Origin of the sequence: Synechococcus sp. 63AY4M2 (assembly GCF_002760475.1) — a bacterium.
Classification (GTDB): domain Bacteria; phylum Cyanobacteriota; class Cyanobacteriia; order Thermostichales; family Thermostichaceae; genus Thermostichus.
Window position 1 is genome coordinate 1 of record NZ_AXUX01000001.1, and the last position, 18367, is coordinate 18367.

Below are 18367 nucleotides of genomic sequence, written 5' to 3' on the forward strand. Positions count from 1 at the left end.
GCGGGAGAGTCCCAATTCGGCCACGGCGATCGGCTCCGGTAAGGTGCAGGAGCTGGCCCTGCTGGTGCAGGATCTGGGAGCTAACCTGGTGGTGTTCGACCGCGAGCTCACCCCCAGCCAGGTGCGCACCCTGGAACAGGCAGTAGGGGTGCGGGTGGTGGATCGCAGCGAGGTGATCCTGGATATCTTTGCCCAGCGGGCCAGAACCCGGGCCGGGAAGTTGCAAGTGGAGCTGGCACAACTGCAGTATCTGCTGCCCCGCTTAGCCGGTCGCGGTCCCACCATGTCGCGGTTGGGGGGTGGAATTGGCACGCGGGGGCCGGGGGAAACCCAGTTGGAAACGGAGCGGCGGGCCATCCAGCGGCGCATCAGCAAGCTGCGGCAGGAAGTGGAAGAGCTGCGCCGCCACCGGCAACGGCTGCGCCAGCGACGGGAGGGATCCCAAATTCCTGTGGTGGCCCTGGTGGGCTACACCAACGCTGGTAAATCTACCCTTCTCAACGCCCTCACCCACGCCCAGGTCTACGTGGCTGACCAACTCTTTGCCACCCTGGATCCCACCACGCGGCGGCTGGAGCTGCCCGGCCAGCAGGCAGTGCTGTTGACCGACACGGTGGGATTCTTAACCGAGCTGCCTGAGCAATTGGTAGAGGCCTTCCAGGCCACGCTGGAGGAGGTGACGGAGGCGGATGCCCTGCTGCACGTGGTGGATCTCTCCCACCCCAACTGGGAAGGGCACATCGAGGCGGTGGAAACATTGCTGGACGAGATGCCCCTGGCCACCGGCCCGCGACAACTGGTGTTTAACAAAATTGACCGCCTCGATCCCGAATGGGTCGAGGACGTGCGCCTGCTCTACCCCAAGGCCCTGTTTGTGTCCGCCGCCAACGGCCAAAACTTGGATCAACTGCGCCACACCCTGGCCCAGTTTGCCGCAGCTTTTGCTCCCAGACCCTGCGGGGGTCGGCAGTTTGGGGATCCCTGAAGCATTTCATCAGAAAATCAAAACTTGGCGGCTCCTCAACATTTAGTTACATCACGGTTACGATGAGTGCAGAGGGCAGTTAGGTAAAGTTGCCATTTGGCAGAGGGGGAAAACATGGCCGTTACGGCAGTTGCACCGCGTTCAGGCCATCTTACGCTGCAGACGCTGCTCATTGGAGCCGATACCCTTGCCATCCGCTCCCAGGACTGGGATCGGGATCGGTTTGATATCGAGTTCGCCCTGGAAAACGGCACCACCTACAACTCCTTTTTAATTCGCGGGGAGAAGGTGGCCCTCATCGACACCTCCCACGAGAAGTTTCGCCAGTTGTACCTGGATCTGCTGCGAGGCCTCCTGGATCCCGCCACCCTCGACTACCTGGTGGTCAGCCACACCGAGCCGGATCACAGCGGCCTAGTCGGGGATCTGCTGGAGCTGGCGCCCCAAATGACGGTAGTGGCCTCCAAAGTGGCCGTGCAATTTTTGGAAAACCTGGTGCATCGCCCCTTCCGGCACCTGGTGGTCAAGCAGGGGGATCGCCTGGATCTGGGCAAGGGACATGTTCTGGAGTTCATCTCTGCTCCCAACCTGCACTGGCCCGACACCATCCTCACCTACGACCACGGCACGCAGATCCTCTACACCTGCGACGTCTTTGGGATGCACTACTGCGATGACTTTGCCTGGGACGAGCATCCCCACCTGCTACAGGCCGACTTCAAGCTCTACTACGACTGCCTCATGGGGCCCAACGCCCGCTCGGTACTCTCGGCCCTGAAGCGCATGGAGTCCCTGCCCCCCATCGCCGCCATTGCTACCGGCCACGGCCCCCTGCTGCGCCACCACCTGTCTGATTGGGTGGAGCACTACCGCACTTGGAGCCTGGAGCAGGCCAAAGCCGAACGAATGGTGGCGGTGTTCTACCTATCGGGCTATGGCCAGGCGGAAGCATTGGCCCAAGCCATTGCCCGCGGCATCCAAAAAACCGGCGTTGCCGTAGAGCTGGCGGATCTGCGGCTGCTGGATGCCCACGAGGTGCGCGAGCTGATGAGCTTGGCCGCTGGTGTGGTGATAGGCATGCCGCCCCAAGCGGGGCCTGATGCGGCCTCCACCCAGGTGCTGCTGAAAACCCTCCTGGCTGCTGCCCACAGCAAACAAGGCTTTGGCCTGTTCGAGTCGGGGGGAGCAGATGACGAGTCGGTCTACCTCTGCCGCAACACGCTGCAGGAGATGGGCGCCAAAGAAGTGTTCCCTCCTATTCTCCTCAAGCAACCCCTAGACGAAACCCTGCTGCAATTGGCGGAGGAAGCCGGCACCGACCTGGGGCAGTGGCTAACGCGGGATCGCACCATTCAGCAGATGAAAGCCCTGGATGCCGACTTGGATCGCGCCCTAGGCCGCATCAGCAATGGCCTTTACATCCTCACCGCCCGCAAAGGGCAGGCCACCAGCGCCATGCTCGCCTCCTGGGTGGCCCAGGCCAGCAGCGATCCGCCGGGGATCAGCGTTGCCGTGGCCAAAGACCGGGCCATCGAGTCCTTCCTGCAGGTGGGCGATACCTTTGTCCTCAACGTGTTGCAGGAAGGCCATCACCAGTCCCTAATGCGCCACTTCCTGAAGCGCTTCCCGCCGGGAGCCGACCGCTTTGCCGGCATCAAGACCTACCCCGCCGCCAACGGATCCCCCATCTTGGCCGATGCCTTGGCCTACCTGGAGTGCCGCGTGGCCAGCCGCCTAGAAACCAGCGACCACTGGGTGGTCTACAGCACCCTAGAAGCCGGGCGGGTCTCCAACCTGGAGGGCCTCACCGCCGTCCACCACCGCAAGGTGGGGAATCATTACTGATCCCTCACCCCCAGGGAGAGGAGAGGTTCAGCAGGGCTTGAAATAGCCGTCCTGCTAACGCGAAAACCTCCCCGCCTATTTCAATAGGACAGTTGGTAGACCAGCCCGTTGACATGGAGGAAAAAAGGGCTACCCTCTCCCAGAGGGATCCCGGCTGGCCGCAGTGGAAAAGGCAGCCCCTCTGGGCTCTGTTCCGCTTTCTGAGCGAGGCGGTAGAAGACCTCCCCAAACCCAGAAGAGGGAATCTCCGCGGCAGCATGCTGCTGTTGCCAGCGCTGGTAGGGGCTGAGTCGAGCTTCCCTCTGGTCGATGTTCGACGGCACAGGGAGAGAGGGCGATATAGCCGGCTGTCCGGCGGGCAAAAGAGCCGCTACCTCCGCTTGGGCCCATCCTCCCCTGGCCAAGGCCATAGCCAAAAGCCAGCCGCTTCCCCAAACCCAAATGAACTGCTGCATGACCGGATCCCTCGCTCTGCCTCGACTAGCCGCTTCTCGGGCTTTTTTGTCCGGCACTGAGAAGATAGCTCCCATCTTCTCGAAGCCAGACCGAGGGAAGCATGACGGAGATCCTGCCAAGCCTGTGATCTGGATCAGAACCATTTAGATCATCAGATCAACGGAGCTCCCCTCTATCCGCTAACTGATTTGCCAGTAGGGCTTGGGCTGCTGGCTCCCACATAGGCCTGCCAAGCCAAATCCAGCAGGCCATCCAAGACCGCCGCCGCCACTGCAGGGCCGCCCTTCCGTCCCTCAGTGCGGATGTGGGGCACCATGGAATCGGCCAGCTCCTGCTTGGCTTTCACCACATCCACAAACCCAGCCGGCGTCGCGATGACCAGGGCAGGGGATACCTCTTTCTCGGCGATCAACTGCACCAGGGTGGAAAGAGCCGTCTGGGATTGGCCAATGACAAAGATTGCCTCAGGGTAGCGCTGAGCTAGGGTTTGCAGGCCCCAGGCAGAGCGGGTCTTGTCCCTCTGGGGGCGGGTGACAGCTTCGCTGCCGCAGTAGATGGGGTTGGAGAAGGTGTTCTGCACGGCCCGCGCGATGCCTACCTGCACCATCGGCTCGTCCACCACAATGGTGGTGCGCGCCGCCAAAGCCGCCGCCCCAGCCTGCAGGGCTTCGTTGCCAAAACGGATGAGGTGGAGATACTCGAAATCTGCAGTAGCGTAAATAACTCGACGAACCACCTCATACTCGGCGGGGGAAAGCTCGTGCTTGCCCACCTCCTGGTCGATGATCATCAGGCTTTCCGCATCGGTAACATGCCACTCCATCGCCTCTAAACCTCGCCTGCCAGCCACCCTCAATGGCAGCATTCTAGCTGTAGAGGCCCCACTTGGCGGCAAAACCCGAAGCTAGCCCGGCGGCCAGCCCATCGCCCGACCGCCCAGAACGTGGATGTGCAGGTGAAAGACGGTTTGACCCCCGTCTTCTCCTTGGTTGATGACCAAGCGATAACCTCTGCTTAGGCCAGCTTCAACAGCCACCCGCTGAGCCGTCAGCAGCAGGTGCCCTAGCAACGCTTCGTGTTCGGGCTTGGCCTGGGCAATGCCGGGGATAGGCTCCTTGGGCACCACCAAGATGTGGACAGGAGCCTGGGGAGCAATGTCTTTGAAGGCGATGGCTCGCTCGTCTTCGTAGACAATCTGGGCCGGGATCTCCCTGCGGATGATCTTGCTGAAAACGGTGTCGCTCATGGGTAGTTACGAAACAATCCTGCCCTTAGCCTACCCGGTTTAGGGATCTCATTGGTTGAGCAGCCACTCAAACTCCTGCTGTAGGGATTGAATGGGCCCCACCCGCGAGATCAGCAGGACATCTTCTCCGGCATCCTGAAAGCGAGACCGCCACAAACTGACCAAGTCGGGATTGTTGCACCAGAAGCGAATAACCGCTTCGATTAGCTGATCCAAATCCCAGCCCCGCCGCGCCGGCACCTCCTCCAAGGATCCCAGCAGCGCATCCAGGGTGCAAGGGCGGGTGCCCAGGTACTCTACCCGACAAGGCCGCTTTGCCAGCTCCTGCTGCTGCCAGAAAAAATCGAGGGCAGGGGCAATGCCGATGATTTCAAAAGTATAAACCATTGGATCTGGTCCTAGTTTTCTTGCCAAAATAGAGACCTTGCAAAAAGAGGTTCAGAAACTCCTCGACCGATTCAAGTTGGGATCCCTTCCCAACCCTCTTCGGCCTGAACCTGAAGGTTAGTGGATGGTAGGCACTGATTATACTCAACTTGAGCCAATTGCCAAGGTAAAGAGCAGGTGGACACAGCTCTTTTGCCGCTGGCCACTACCTGGGAATCGGCTGCTGCGGCAAACAATCTTGTGCAGATAAGGCCGAAAACTGCTAGCAAACCAAAGCAAGGACTGCCAGCACTCCTCGAGATTTTTTGTGAGTTGACTCTGCCGACAAAACAGTTGACGCCCGCCTTTCCTGGAGGCGCCAGAGAGACGGTGGAAACAACGGCTTGGTGAAAGTCTCCGGCCTAGGCCCTTTCTTCTATCCAGGTCGGTATTGGGTTTTGCAGGTTTTGCGCGGCAGGAGAGCTGGGAGCGGGGAGATGAAACTCCAGGCGCGGCTGGCCTACCCCGTAGGTGAGGGTGTAGCTCCAGCTCAGGCAGCGCAACCACAGGCGGGGGTAGCGGGACTCCAGCCAGGGCTGCAGGCGCCGCACCAGCTTGGGAAACCAACTTCCCAGGAGGGCCGAGAGCAAAGCCAGTCCGGTGTAGCTGAAGTAGGTAGGTAGCCACTGGGCAAAGCCTTCCGCTCCTACTGCCTCCCAGATCCACAGCAGCAGCCGCGGGTTCTGCAGAGCCGCTTTGATAGCCATGCGGTTAAAGGCCAGCCAGCCAGCCCGGTCTTTGATAAAGTCGTCCACCACCTCAGGCGGCTCGGTGGCGAGAATACCGAAAAAGCTGTTGAGGATGGCGTTGATGCGCTCGGGCGGCAACACCTTGCCGGTGGGCACCATCATCCCCCGCGAAAACAGCCAAGTGACGGCGGAGTTGCCCTGGTAGGCGCGGATCTGGGCTAGGTCGGCGGCTTTGAGGAGATTATGGCGCAAGGCTGTGTCCAGCAAATCGCACAGGCGAGGGCAGTTGCGCACCAGGGATCCAAACCCCGTAAAGCTCAGGGGCGATTGCAGAGCTGCCGCATCCCCAATTAAAAGGAGGCGGTCGAAGGGCTCTTGGGGAGCTGGCTGCTGGCCAAAGCGTCCGGGGATGTAGCCAAAGGTGGCTTTTTTCCACTGCAGGCGCTCCGGGTCGCAGCGGCGGTATTCCGGCAGGATGGTGAAAAAGTCTTCGTACAGCTCCAAGAGGGAGCCCGGGTTTTCCGGATGCACCTGGTGGTAGTGGAACAGGTAGAAGGTGAGATCCTCCCCCGGCCCAGGGAACAGTTCCCAGATGAGCTGCCGACCGCGGCTGATGTCGCCGTGGCTGGCCAGGATGTCGCCAAATTGGGGATCCCAAACTCCTGGCTCAAACCCCCCTGCAATGGTGGCCCCTACCGTGGGGCAAACGCTGTCGAAGGCGCGGCGGCCGTAGAGCTGCTGGGCAATGGGGGAGGCCGTCCCCATGGCATCCACCAACAGGCGGGATCCCAGAGAGAACTCTTCTTGAGTGGTTAGGTCCTTAACCACCACCGTGACGCCTTGCTCCTCGATGTAGGCCCGCTGAAACTCGCTGCGCTCGTAGATGGCACCACCCCTGGATCTCAAGATTTGACCACAGAGCTGCAGGAGCTTTTCGGCATCAATGGCCAGGTTGAGCACCGTCGGCGTGTGCAGGACGGGGGCGCGCACGGGGCTGTTGCCATCAAAAAACTTGTTAAAACCATCCGTGTATTCCCTGAGGATGAGGCTCTCCATCTCCTCAGGGCTGAGGAGGCCAAACTCCACCAGCGTCTGCAGCTCCCGCCGCGAGATGTTCCACTCCCGGTTCATGCGGCCAAAGGGCAGCCGTTCCACCAGGGCCACGCGGTAACCTAAGCGGGCCATGGCCGCGCCGTAGATAGCCCCCAACGCCCCGCCCACGATCACCAAGTCCCACTCTTGGGGGGCGGGCTCTGGGGCAGGCTGGCGAAATAGCACGGGGGGCCGGCAAGCGTGAGGGGATTGGACTTCTTCCCGCCAGCGTTTCTCCCACCAGTAAACCCGCTGCAGGTCAAACTCCCCGTTGGGGATGCGGCGGAAATACTTCACCGTCTGCGGGTAAAAGGGCTCCAGTTGCTCAAAGATGGATCCCTGGCTGAGATCGATAGGGGGCAACTGCGGGTAGCGGTGGGGAAATTGGCTTTGGATAGCCCTTTCCACTTCCTTTAGCCAGCGGCCCTGCTGGGGGAAAGGCCGCTCTGACCACTGAAAGATCTTGAGATAGGTGGTGTTCAGCCCCGACCAGAGGAAAACGGCCAGCTGCGCTCCGGATCCCTCTAGGCGTAGCCCAGTGGGGGTGAGTACCTTTTGGCTGCTCGCAGGCAGAGGCAGGTGCTCCTGCAGCCAGCTCAGCACTTGAGCGGTATCTGGGCAAGGGATCTCGCGGTAGTACAGGAGCTTGAGCACAGCGCCAAGACACAAAAAAAGCCGATCTTTACCCATTGTGACACGAGGGGATGCCGGAGGTGGGGTTATCTCGACCATCCATTCCCAGAGACGAAGGGGAAGAGGCGAACTAATGCCTCAGTGACGGGATCCGACTCCAAGGCCCAAACCCGAGCCTAGGGGGCTTCCCACTCGCTCCCCTCAAGCAGGAAAAATCGGGGATCCCCTCTAGGAAGCTGCAAAACACTGCTTCATCTCCTGCAGCACCTGAGCATCCTGGGAGGCGGTTCTAGCGCCTGCCTGGGCGGCCCAGCACTTAAGGCTTTCGATCTGGTCGCGGGCAATGGAGGCCAGGGGCACAGTTTCGCGGATGGCCTGCAGGATGTCTTCCTGGGTAAAGTCTCGCCGAGCGCCGCTGCCGCTGCCTCCAAAGGCGTTGTACATAGCGTCAACGATAGCCTGCTCGATCTCGGCGCCACTGAAGTTTTGGGCGGCTGCTGCCAGCTCATCTAGGTCAAACTCCCGCAGCCGGCTGGGGCGCAGCCGCTGCAGATGTACCCGGAAGATCTCCTTGCGCTCGGCCTGGGTGGGCAGGTTGAGAAAGAAAATCTCGTCAAAGCGGCCCTTGCGCAGCAGCTCCGGCGGCAAGAGGGGCACGTTGTTGGCGGTGGCCACGATGAAAACGGGGCTGGTCTTCTCCTGCATCCAGGTAATCAGGCTGCCAAACACCCGACGGCTGGTGCCCGAGTCCCCGTCGGCGCTGCTGGTGATGTTGCCAAAAGCTTTGTCGATTTCGTCAATCCAGAGCACACAGGGGGCCATGGCCTCCGCCAGTTGGATCATCTGGCGCACGCGGCTTTCCGATTCGCCAACAATGCCGGCAAACAGCCGCCCAACGTCCAGCCGCAACAGCGGCAGCCGCCACTCGTTGGCGATGGTTTTGGCGGAGAGGGACTTGCCGGTACCCTGGATCCCCACCAGCAGCACGCCCTTGGGATTGGGCAGGCCGTAGCGCCGCGCCTCTTCGGTAAAGGCTTCCTGGCGCACCCGCACCCAAGCTTTGAGGTTGTCCAGCCCGCCCACGCTTTTCAGGGTCTCGCGGGCGGTGAAAAACTCCAGGATGCCGGTCTGGCGGATGGCCTGCTTTTTCTCCTCCAACACCAGGTCGATGTCGGCCTCGTTCACCTCCTGCTTGGCGGCCAGGGCGCGAGCCAAGACGCGGCGGATGCGCTCCCGGCTCAGCCCCTGACAGGCTTTGACCAGTTGCTCGCGGGCCAGGGGGGTGAGCTTGAGTTTTTCCGGGGCCACATAGAGCTGGATGAGGCGGCTGATCTCTTCGCTGTTGGGCAGGGGAATGTCGACGACGGTGATCTCCTCGGCCAGGTCGCTGGGCACTTCTAGAATGTGGCTGAGCAGGATCAGCGTCTTGCGGGTGCGCTTGAGCTCGCGGCTGAGGTTTTTCAGCTCCCGCAGGATAGGGGCGTTTTTGTCGCTGCTGGCGTTGCGCAGCACAAAGTGCAGATCCCGCAACACAAACAGGGTGTCTTCCTGAGGAGCCGAGCGCCACACCCGCCCCAGGGCGGCCATGATGGAGCCGCGATCTTCGCCGCTATCTTGCCAGCCCCGCACCACGTCCCAAAACAGCAGCCGCCGCGGCGGATCGGTTCTCTTGGCTACTTGCACGAGCACAGCATCCGCTGGCTCCTCTTCTGGAGAAACCAAGTAGATCAGGGGGTAGCGAGCCCGGATCATCAGATCCAGCTCCCGCACCAGTTCCCCTTGCACTTCGGTGGCGATCCCGCTCAGGATGGGATCCCCGCCGCTTTGCCGAGTGGGGTCAGTGAGATCTTTTACGGCTTCTGCCATCGGGAGTTAGGAGGGTTTATTCTGTGTCTAACTTCAGGATAGAGCAGGGATCCGTTGCAGTTCGGCCAGCATGGCACGGGCGGTCTGGGTGGGATCCGCCGCCTCCATCAGGGCCCGCACCACGGCTACGCGGCTGGCGCCTGCCTGGCGCACCTCGGCCAGGTTGTGGAGGTCGATGCCGCCGATGGCAAACCAGGGCAAGTGGGCCTTCTCAGCGGCCAGGCGCACGTACTCCAGGCCGGCGGGGGGTTTTTCCGCTTTGGTGGGGGTGGCATAGACGGGGCCGACACCGATATAGTCCACGCCGCTATTGAGGGCTTGGGCCAGCTCTTCGGCATTGGTGGTCGACAGGCCAATCAGGCGCTGGGATCCCAGCAGGTGCCGCGCCTGGGCAACCGGCAGATCCGTCTGGCCCAGGTGCACCCCATCCGCTTGGCTGACCAAGGCCAAGTCCACCCGGTCGTTGACGATCATCAACGCCTGGTAGCGGTCGCACACTTGCCGCAACTGTTTGAGATCCCAGAGCATCTCCCTATCGGTGAGGTTCTTGCGGCGGTACTGCACCAGCGTCACCCCTCCCCGCAGCGCCTTTTCCACCACCTCCAGCCAGTGGGGCACCGGGCTGGTGACCAGGTAGAGATGGGCCGCCAACAGCCGTTGGCGCAGGGATCCCCCCAGCAGCTCGCTTTCTAGAACATAGAGCCGATAACGCATGTCTTTGGCCAGCTTGGCCAGGCCGGGTGCTACCCAATGACTGGACTCGGCCAACTTGCCGTATTCTTCCAAGACCCGCAGCGCTTCTTGCACACGGCTGCAATTGGCCTGCAGCAGGTGGCCGAGATCCCGCCGTTGCTCCTCTTGCGGATGGGAGATCTGGGTGCCCGGATCGGCAGGGGTGTCGCGGGCCAACCGCAGCGGGTCGCTGTGCCAGCGGGCCAGGGCTTGGCGCATGGCCTTGCATTCGCTGGCCAGCTCGCCGTTTTCTAGGCCAAAGCGAAACCACTCCTCTAGCACCCGTAATCCCTCACGAGCTCGGTCGAGGTTGGCATCCAGGATACGGGCGACGGCCTGCGGTTTCATGTCCCCTGCGCGTGGGAGTTTTAATCTTTTTTTTACTGTAAGTTGAAACGGTTTCTCTGGCACCTGTCCTAGCCTTTGTCCGAAAAGGAGGCAGGCTGTTGCCAAAGGGCGTTGAGGAAAGCTTGCTGTGGCGTGTGTCCCCAGGCAAACTCACGGGGGCCGATCCCTTCCGGCAGGTAGGCCCAAGCATAGCACTCGCAGGCAGGAAAGTAGCGGATCTCCCACCAGGGCTGGCCGGCGGCCACATCCTTCACCGCCCGCCAAAAATACCCCCGCTGACGGGTAAGACGGGTCTCGACGAAGTAAGGGCCTTCCAGGCGCAAAGCTTCCACCGCTGCAATAAACTCGGCTCGTTGTCGCTCATTTCGGATCATCGCCCCGGCTTTCTCTCTCAGATTGGCCCTATTTTAATTCGGTAGGCTTTGGTAGGCTCGTTTAGTCTGGCTGGAGACGACAACCTCCCCCAGCAATGAACTCCCAAAATCTGGCGCGGGTGCTGTGCCTGAGCAATGGCCACGGGGAAGATGAGGTGGGCAGTCGCATCGCCCTGGCCCTGACCGGCCTGGGGATCTCGGTGCAAGCCCTGCCGATTGTGGGGGAAGGCACCGCCTATTGCCGCCGCGGCATCCCGCTGCTGCCCCTGACCCAGGTGATGCCTTCAGGGGGATTTATCTATCAAGATTGGCGGCAGTTGTGGCGGGATCTGCGCGCTGGCTTGCTGGGCCTGACGGGGCGGCAACTGGCTTTGGTTCGCCGGGCGGCGGCTCAGGTCGAGCTGGTGCTGGCGGTGGGGGACATTGTGCCTTTGTTAATGGCCTGGTGGAGCGGCAGCCCCTACGTCTTCGTGGGCACAGCCAAGTCGGACTATTATTGGCGGGACGAACAAGGGCCCTACCGACGCGCTTGGCTGGGACAGCCGGTTTCCGATTACCTGCCCTGGGAGCGCTGGCTCATGGCCCGCAGGCGCTGTCGCGGCTCCTTCTTGCGAGATGAGCTGACGGCCACCGCTCTGCAAAAACGGGGCCTCCGGGCTTTCTACCTGGGCAACCCGATGATGGATGACCTGGAGCCGCGGGGAGAATTGCCTTTGGATCCCGACCGGCCCGCGGTGCTGCTGCTGCCGGGATCCCGCCCGCCGGAAGCCTACCGCAACTGGGCCTTGATGATGCAGGTGGTAGAGCAACTGCCGCCGGAAATCCAAGTTTACGCCGCCCTCAGCCCTAACCTGGAGCGGAACCCCCTTCAAGAGCGGATCCCTGCTCGACGCCGCGACCTGCTCCTGGTGTGGGGAGATTTTGGCACCTGTGCTCACCGGGCAACAGCGGTGCTGGCCATGGCGGGGACGGCCACGGAACAATGCGTGGGCCTAGGGAAGCCGGTGGTCACCCTGCCGGGGGAGGGGCCGCAATTTACCCCCCGCTTTGCCGAAGCTCAAACCCGTCTCCTGGGATCCGCAGTCCACCTCACTTCACCCCAGCAGGCCCCTGCCGTGCTCTGCCGGATTCTGAGCCGCCTGGCCAGCGATCCCGCTTACGCCGACCAACTGCGAGCCCACGGGCAGCGGCGTATGGGATCCCCTGGCGCTGCTCAGCGCATTGCCGCCCAGATTAAAGCCTGGCTCCCCAACCCCGCTGGCTAAGTCCGCCCCACCCTCTCCATCAAGTCGTCCAGCTCTGCGTAGTCCGGCAGCGCCGTGTCGATGGGCTGACCTTGGCGCAGCACCACCCGGTCGTGCTGGGGTCGGGAAAGCAGCTCGTCAAACCCCCGCCCCTTGAACAGCACCAAGTCTGCCGGCAGGCCCACCCCAATCGCCCCGGCCTCTACCAAGCCCATCATGCGGGCCGGGGTGGCAGTGATGGCCTGCGGCCAATCCCCATAGGGGGTGTCCAGGTGCAGGATGCGGGTGGACTCCCGAAACACTTCTAGGCCATCGTGATCTCCAAAGCCGTAGAAGGGATCCCGGCAGTTGTCGCTGGCGATCATCACCGGCACGCCCAAGGCTTTGAGCTCGTGCAGCAGCGTCACCCCCCGCCAGCGGGGCGTGTGGCCGGGGCGGCGGTCTTGCAAATAGAGATTGCACAGGGGCAGGCTGACCACGGCGATCCCCGCCTCCTTCACCAGGGCCATGGTCTGGTGGGCCACCTGCGGCGGCTGCACCGCCAAACTGCAGCAGTGGCCGCACACCACCTGGCCTGCAAACCCATGGCGCAGGGCTGCCGCTGCCACATGCCGCAACGTCAGGGATTCAGGGTCGTCTGTCTCATCGGTATGAAAATCCAGATCCAGCCCCCGCTCCTGGGCCAGGGCAAACACCCGCTCCAACTGCTTATCCAGCTCCGGCCCCATCGCCGCCACTCCGCCCAGGATCCCGCCCAGCTCCGCCACCTTGTCCGCCAGCTTCTCCCCTGCCGGTGTGAGAAAAACATCCAAGTAGGTCAGCGTCACCGCCTGCAGCTCTAGCCTGCCCGCCCACTCTCGGCGCAACTGGGCAAAGACTTCCCAGCTCACCTCGGCTTGAGGGCCCTCGCAAACCAGGTGGGTGCGCACCGCCTGGGATCCATGGGCGTAGCTGCAGCGCAGGCCAAAGTTGCAGCGGCGGTAGACATCCTGCCAAAGTTTTTCTCGCCTGCCGGCGTAGGCCCGCTCCATCTTGGCCCAGTCTTCCTGCTCGGCCCGGGTGGCCCCGGCAAAGGTGCCGTCGGGGTTGGGGCTGCGCGGCCACACGTGCCCTTTGTCCAGGTGGGTGTGGATGTCCACAAAACACGGCCACACTTGGCCCCGCCTTAGATCCACGCCGGGGATCCCCTGGGGCGGGATCCCTGTGGCCGCTCGGATATGGCCAATTCGCCCTTCCCTAATCTCCAGATCCAGCAGCACCAAGCCCTCTCGGTTGGGAACCGCCGCTGGCACCACATCCTTCAGCACCGAGATGGGAACTTGGGCATTCAGCAGCCAGTAGCGGGCAGCGCCAGGGATCTGCACAGTGGTACAGCAATTAGGCAAACTGGCCCACCACCTGCATGGCAAAGCTCAGCAAAATAAAGGCCAACCAGGGGGAGAAGTCCAGGCCGCCGATGGGGGGGATGAGGCCGCGGAAGAGGTTGAGATAGGGATCCGTGAGCTGGCTGAGCACCGACAGAATGGGGTTAGACCAGTTCAGTTGTGGGAACCAGCTCAGCAAAATCCGCACAATCAACAGCGCGTTGTAAATGACGATGAACTGGTAAAGGGAGCGAAACAGCAAAGACGCGGCACTGCCGTAGACCAGCCCCAGAGAGAGGCCGTCTGTCCAAGGGAGAGGGAGCAACAAAGGGCTGAGCATCATGGTTAGAAACAGCGAGGGAACAACTCTTCAACAACTTAAGCGCTGTCGGCAGAGGCAGACCTGATCCAGGAGAGCAACTCAGCCGAGAGGCGAGAACGCTGGCACTCCCCAGAGGAGAAAGCCAGTGCCGCCTCTAGTTTGGCATGGACAGGGGTCCCCTGCTTAAGGCTTTTCCTCGACAGCGCTAGAAGATATCTCCTTGACGAGCAGTTGTGCGCGGGTGGCCTGGATCGCCTCGTTCAACTCGGCAATCTTGGCTTCGAGGGTGCGGCGGGCCTGGGCAATCCGCTCTGTTTCCTGTTCCCACTCCCTCCAGTCGCCGGAGCTGGGCACAGCCGGCTCACCCGAGGCTCGGAGGCGCGGTCGTTCAGGAGGGACAGAGGTGCCGTTGAGACGGTCGGGATCCCGGCGCTGGCCTTCGGCGGATCCCTTGCTTAGTCGGGGGGCCAGCACAAAGGCGATCACCCCGCCGATGATCCCGCCCAACACAGCGCCGGCTACCACACCGGCAATGAAGTCGCCTTTCTGATCTGCCACGCTTTTGTCCAGCTCACCAAACTTAAGCTATCTTTTTCCGTTTTACCTTTCCTGTCCCACTCCCGCCAGCCAATTCGGCCAGGGCTGGGGAAGTCGCCAGGGGCTGAGCCGCTCCAGGTGGGCCTGCACCTGATCCCTCAACTCGGCCAAAGTATGTTGCAGATCGCTGGTTGAGGGCAGGGATCCCAGTGCCGCCTGCCAGAGGTGAGTTGGAGACAAGTCGGGGCTGATCACATGCCACAGCCGCTGCAGCTCCTCAAAGTGAAGGCGGTCATCTTCCGTGAGAGAAAGCACCAACTGGCGGCGCAGTTCACGGGCCTCCTCCGACATCAGGTAGCGCAAACCCATGCGGGCGGTGGGTACCCAATCCAGCCCCCCATCGCTGCGGGCAATTTGGATCAGGTTCTCCAAGCGGTTCCAGCGGAACTTGCCATCTTTAATTAGCACTTGCAGCAGCCGCTGGCGAATGCGGGGCGATTCGTCCGTCAGCAGGCGCTTGGCCACATAGGGATAGGCCACGCCGACAATGCGAAACTGCGGATAGAGGCTGAGGGCCACCCCCTCTTGGGTAACCAAAGAGCGGATGACCAACGCAAAGTGGGAGGGCACCTGAAAGGGGTAGCGGTACATCAAATCGGAGAACTGGTCGGTGGCGGTTTTGAAGTTAAAGTTGCCCACCTCCTGGTTCAACACATCCGCCAACACCGTCTCCAAAGCAGGGATCAGCTCTTGACGGTTGACATCCGGCTGTAAAAAGCCCAAGTGAATAAAATCGTCGAACAAGGCGTCGTAGTCGCGATCCACCAGGTGAACCAGCGCGTCCACCAGGTACTCCTTCATTTCTTCGGTGAGCTGATCCATCATGCCAAAGTCGATGTAGGCCAGGCGGCCATCGGGGAGGGCAAACAGGTTGCCCGGATGGGGATCGGCGTGGAAAAAGCCGTATTCCAGCAACTGCTTCAGTCCGGCCACCACGCCGATGCGCACCAGTTGTTTCACCTCCAAGTTGGCCGCCCGAATGCGCTCCACATCGGTGAGCTTGATGCCGTCAATCCACTCCAGGGTCAACACCCGGCGGGTGCTGTAGGCCCAAAAGATGCGCGGCACATACACATCGGGATCGCCGCGAAAGTATTCGGCAAAGCGCTCGCAGTTCCGTCCCTCCTGCAGGTAGTCGATCTCCTCAAACAGCTTGCGACCAAACTCATCCACCACCGCCGTCAAGGTGTTGCCCAGGTTCAGGGGCAGCCAAGGCCCCAGCCAGGTGGAGGCCCAGCGGATGAGGTACAGATCCAGGCTCAGCCGCTCCCGCAGGTGGGGCCGTTGCACCTTCACCGCCACCCATTCGCCACTGTGCAGTTGCGCTTTGTAAACTTGGCCCAAGCTGGCGGCAGCCACCGGCTCGGGCGAGATCTGGGCGTAGATCTCGGTGATCGGACGGCCCAACTCTGACTCAATGCGGGCAAACGCCTCCTGGGAAGGAAAGCTGGGCAATTGATCCTGCAGCTTGGTGAGCTCTTCCAAGTAGTCTTTGCGCACCAAGTCCGGTCGCGTCGAGAGGGCCTGCCCCACCTTGATGAAGGTAGGCCCTAGGTCAGTGAGCAGCTTGCGCAACTGCTCTGCCCGCTGGGGCACTTTGCGATCCCCCTGTCCCCAAAGCTGATCCCAGCGTAGACAGAGAACAAACCAGAGGAGGGGCCAGAGAATGGCCAGCGCCCGACCCATCACCCGGAGCAGGCGCCAGCGGTAGTAACGAGTGATGAATTGCGGATCGTAAACTTCTAGGTCGGCAATGGAGGAAATCCTGTTAACCACGCTCAAGGGATCTCACAATCTGTTTTTAAAGCTCTTAATATCTATCGTAATCTATCGTAATGGCAAAAGCCTCTTGTTTTCTCTTATCTTGCTTAACAGCGCCTCCTCAGCGTTCGCCAGCCAGGTTCTCGGCCAAAGCCGGCTTCCCCCGATCAAATGACGGTGTTGTCCGGGATCACCGAGTCCTTGATGATGGTGACGATGCCGTTGCTGATCCAGATCCCTTCCTCTTCCCGCTGCGCTTCGCTGACGTGATCCTTGTTGAGGATGCGGACATTGCGCCCGATGCGGGCGTTTTTGTCCACGATGGCGTTGACGATGTGGGAGTTGGCGCCGATGCCCACCGGTGGGATCCCAGCCTCCAGCTTGGCCTGCCGCTCTTCTGCCGACTCGTAGTAATCGGCCCCCATGACCAGGGTATTCTCTACAATGGTATTGGCCTCCAGGCGGCTGCGAATGCCGATGATGGAATTGCGAATTTGAGCATTTTTGATGATGCAACCGTCGGCAATCATGGAGTTGACGATCTGGGAATCGAGGATTTTGTTGGGGGGCAAAAAGCGTGGGCGGGTGTAGATGGGCATTTCGCTGTCAAAGAAGCTGAAGGGAGGGTTGGGCTGCTGCACCAGCGCCAGGTTGGCTCGATAAAAAGCCTCGATGGTGCCGATGTCCTCCCAGTAGCCCTTGAACGGGTAGGCCTGCAGATGGTACTTGCCGATGGCTGACGGCAGCACCTCTTTGCCGAAGTCGGTGTGCTCCTTCACCTTCAGCATCTCGATGAGGGCCTCCCGCCTGAATACATAGATGCCCATCGAGGCGATGTAGGGCTTGGCTTTGGCCTCTTCCGGGCTGAGGCCGAGGGCTTGGGTATCCACCTGACAGGCTTTCAGCAGCTCCCCTTGCGGCTTTTCTTTGAAATCGACGATCCGTCCATCGGCGTCGATCTTGAGCAAGCCAAAACCCGAAGCCACTTTTTCTTCGCAGGGGAGCACCGCCAGCGTCACATCGGCTCCGGTTTGCCGGTGATAGTGAATAAAGGGGCGGTAGTCCATGCGGTAGAGGTGATCCCCCGATAGGATGAGGAAGTCCCGCGGCTTCCAGGAGTCCATCAGCCAGAGATATTGGCGAACGGCGTCAGCCGTGCCCTGGAACCAGTCGGGGTTATCGGGGGTTTGCTGGGCCGCTAGGATATCTACAAAGCCGCCGGTGAAGGGAGACAGGCGGTAGGTATTGATGATGTGGCGGTTTAGCGAGGCGGAGTTGAACTGCGTGAGGACGTAGATCTTATCGATATCGGAATTGATACAGTTGCTAACCGGAACGTCGATAAGGCGATACTTGCCTGCTAGAGGTACAGCCGGCTTGGCGCGGCGCTTGGTTAGAGGATAGAGGCGGGTGCCCCGCCCACCGCCTAGGATAATTGCCAGTACATCGCGCATGGTGGTTCTCCACCAGGTTACACCCAATAGCATAGACCGCGGCGAGGGGAAGCGGCTGCAACGGCCCTGGGGAAGCTGATGGCACGCATCCTGGCCTTTACCAACAACAAGGGCGGCACTGGCAAGTCCACCCTCTGCGTCCACGCGGCCCAGTTGACGGCCCAGCGGGGCCACGCCGTTCTGCTAGTCGATCTCACCTCCCAAACCACCGCCAGCAGCTTTTACCTCGAAGAGGCCGGATCCCTTCCCCCAGAGGAGACCGTTTGGGCTAGCCTCCACCCTCACCACCAGCGGCCTCTGGAGGAAGTCATCTATTGCACCGACAAGGGGGTGGATGTGGCGCCCTCCCACCGCACCATGGCCGAAGTGGCGGCCCAACTGGCGGCTGCTGGCGACTCCGGGCAAGACCTGTTGCAGCATCAGCTCGCTCCCCTGCTGCCGGATTACGACTTTGTCTTTCTCGACACGCCAGGGGAGCTGAATGCCCTCACCGCCAATGCTTTGCGGGCAGCCCAGCGGGTGTTGATCCCGACACGGCTCAACCGCGTCGACTTCTCTTGTACAGAGGTGACCCTGCGCTATGTCGAGTCCCTGAAGGGCGAGTTGAGCCAAGTCCGCGCCATCTTGACCATGCTGGACGACCGCTACTTGCCAGGGGGCATCTGGTCCGGATCCCATACCGGGCAATTGTATGTGCAAGCGCAACAGATTTTTGCGGATGTGCTTTCACCCGTTACCATTCCAGATAGCAGCGATTTGCGCACCGCTTTTGACTACGGCTTGACGGTCATGGACTATCGGCCTGGCTCGGTGGTGTGTCAGCGATTGGAGCAGTTTGTCGAACATGAGGTGCTCTTGTGACTGGATCGGACCGTAGCCTCTTTCCTTCTTCGGGAGAAACTTCCCGCACTCGGCGCAAGGCCAGTGCTAAAA

Annotated in this window: 17 protein-coding genes; 4 read left to right on the top strand and 13 right to left on the bottom strand. The window is 61.3% G+C overall.

The window, feature by feature from the left end:
• Both hflX and SYN63AY4M2_RS00010 read left to right on the top strand, forming a co-directional pair.
• Positions 1-985 (top strand): GTPase HflX (hflX, locus tag SYN63AY4M2_RS00005; protein ID WP_099887105.1); only part of this gene is annotated, 985 nt, incomplete at its 5' end.
• A gap of 114 nt (positions 986-1099) precedes the next feature.
• Entirely contained in the window at positions 1100-2830 is a 1731-nt protein-coding gene (locus tag SYN63AY4M2_RS00010) for a diflavin flavoprotein (RefSeq protein ID WP_099812067.1), read from the top strand.
• An 80-nt stretch (positions 2831-2910) separates the two neighbouring features.
• On the opposite strand, the gene SYN63AY4M2_RS00015 is transcribed toward SYN63AY4M2_RS00010, so the two are convergent.
• From SYN63AY4M2_RS00015 to SYN63AY4M2_RS00050, 8 genes are all read right to left on the bottom strand, one after another.
• Positions 2911-3285, bottom strand: coding sequence for a hypothetical protein (locus tag SYN63AY4M2_RS00015; protein WP_041438360.1), 375 nt, complete (start codon positions 3283-3285; stop codon positions 2911-2913).
• 173 nt (positions 3286-3458) lie between these two features.
• Complete coding sequence (locus tag SYN63AY4M2_RS00020; protein WP_011430416.1) at positions 3459-4109, bottom strand: precorrin-8X methylmutase; 651 nt, start codon at positions 4107-4109, stop codon at positions 3459-3461.
• 81 nt (positions 4110-4190) lie between these two features.
• Complete coding sequence (locus tag SYN63AY4M2_RS00025) at positions 4191-4532, bottom strand: histidine triad nucleotide-binding protein (RefSeq protein WP_011430415.1); 342 nt, start codon at positions 4530-4532, stop codon at positions 4191-4193.
• Positions 4533-4580: 48 nt separating this feature from the next.
• On the bottom strand, positions 4581-4919 hold the full coding sequence (locus SYN63AY4M2_RS00030; protein WP_011430414.1) for a hypothetical protein: 339 nt from the start codon (positions 4917-4919) through the stop codon (positions 4581-4583).
• A gap of 401 nt (positions 4920-5320) precedes the next feature.
• Entirely contained in the window at positions 5321-7429 is a 2109-nt protein-coding gene (locus tag SYN63AY4M2_RS00035) for a flavin-dependent dehydrogenase (RefSeq protein WP_099887106.1), read from the bottom strand.
• 171 nt (positions 7430-7600) lie between these two features.
• On the bottom strand, positions 7601-9124 hold the full coding sequence (locus tag SYN63AY4M2_RS00040; protein WP_240527872.1) for an AAA family ATPase: 1524 nt from the start codon (positions 9122-9124) through the stop codon (positions 7601-7603).
• Positions 9125-9271: 147 nt separating this feature from the next.
• A complete protein-coding gene (locus SYN63AY4M2_RS00045) occupies positions 9272-10318 on the bottom strand; it encodes a thiamine phosphate synthase (RefSeq protein ID WP_011430411.1) in 1047 nt (348 codons plus the stop codon).
• A gap of 68 nt (positions 10319-10386) precedes the next feature.
• Positions 10387-10692, bottom strand: coding sequence for a hypothetical protein (locus tag SYN63AY4M2_RS00050; protein WP_011430410.1), 306 nt, complete (start codon positions 10690-10692; stop codon positions 10387-10389).
• A 95-nt stretch (positions 10693-10787) separates the two neighbouring features.
• Between SYN63AY4M2_RS00050 and SYN63AY4M2_RS00055 the strand changes: the two genes are divergently transcribed.
• Entirely contained in the window at positions 10788-11957 is a 1170-nt protein-coding gene (locus tag SYN63AY4M2_RS00055; protein WP_099887107.1) for a lipid-A-disaccharide synthase-related protein, read from the top strand.
• Here the strand turns inward: SYN63AY4M2_RS00055 and SYN63AY4M2_RS00060 are convergent.
• The 5 genes from SYN63AY4M2_RS00060 to SYN63AY4M2_RS00080 all read right to left on the bottom strand — a co-directional run bounded on the left by SYN63AY4M2_RS00060 (position 11954) and on the right by SYN63AY4M2_RS00080 (position 17434).
• Positions 11954-13321, bottom strand: a complete 1368-nt coding sequence (locus SYN63AY4M2_RS00060; RefSeq protein ID WP_346426041.1) for a cytosine deaminase — start codon at positions 13319-13321, stop codon at positions 11954-11956. The genes SYN63AY4M2_RS00055 and SYN63AY4M2_RS00060 overlap by 4 nt on opposite strands.
• Positions 13314-13643 (bottom strand): YggT family protein, encoded by a 330-nt coding sequence (locus SYN63AY4M2_RS00065; RefSeq protein ID WP_011430407.1) that lies wholly within the window; start codon positions 13641-13643, stop codon positions 13314-13316. Before SYN63AY4M2_RS00065 ends, SYN63AY4M2_RS00060 begins: the two co-directional genes overlap by 8 nt.
• A 162-nt stretch (positions 13644-13805) precedes the next feature.
• Positions 13806-14180 carry a hypothetical protein gene (locus SYN63AY4M2_RS00070; RefSeq protein WP_011430406.1) on the bottom strand — a complete coding sequence of 125 codons (375 nt, stop codon included), beginning with the start codon at positions 14178-14180 and terminating at the stop codon, positions 13806-13808.
• A gap of 42 nt (positions 14181-14222) precedes the next feature.
• Positions 14223-15995 carry an AarF/ABC1/UbiB kinase family protein gene (locus SYN63AY4M2_RS00075; protein WP_099887459.1) on the bottom strand — a complete coding sequence of 591 codons (1773 nt, stop codon included), beginning with the start codon at positions 15993-15995 and terminating at the stop codon, positions 14223-14225.
• A gap of 152 nt (positions 15996-16147) precedes the next feature.
• Positions 16148-17434: a glucose-1-phosphate adenylyltransferase gene (locus SYN63AY4M2_RS00080; protein ID WP_099812071.1), complete on the bottom strand. Its 1287-nt coding sequence runs from the start codon at positions 17432-17434 to the stop codon at positions 16148-16150.
• A 78-nt stretch (positions 17435-17512) separates the two neighbouring features.
• Between SYN63AY4M2_RS00080 and SYN63AY4M2_RS00085 the strand changes: the two genes are divergently transcribed.
• Positions 17513-18295 carry a ParA family protein gene (locus tag SYN63AY4M2_RS00085; protein WP_099812072.1) on the top strand — a complete coding sequence of 261 codons (783 nt, stop codon included), beginning with the start codon at positions 17513-17515 and terminating at the stop codon, positions 18293-18295.
• Positions 18296-18367: the final 72 nt, after the last annotated feature.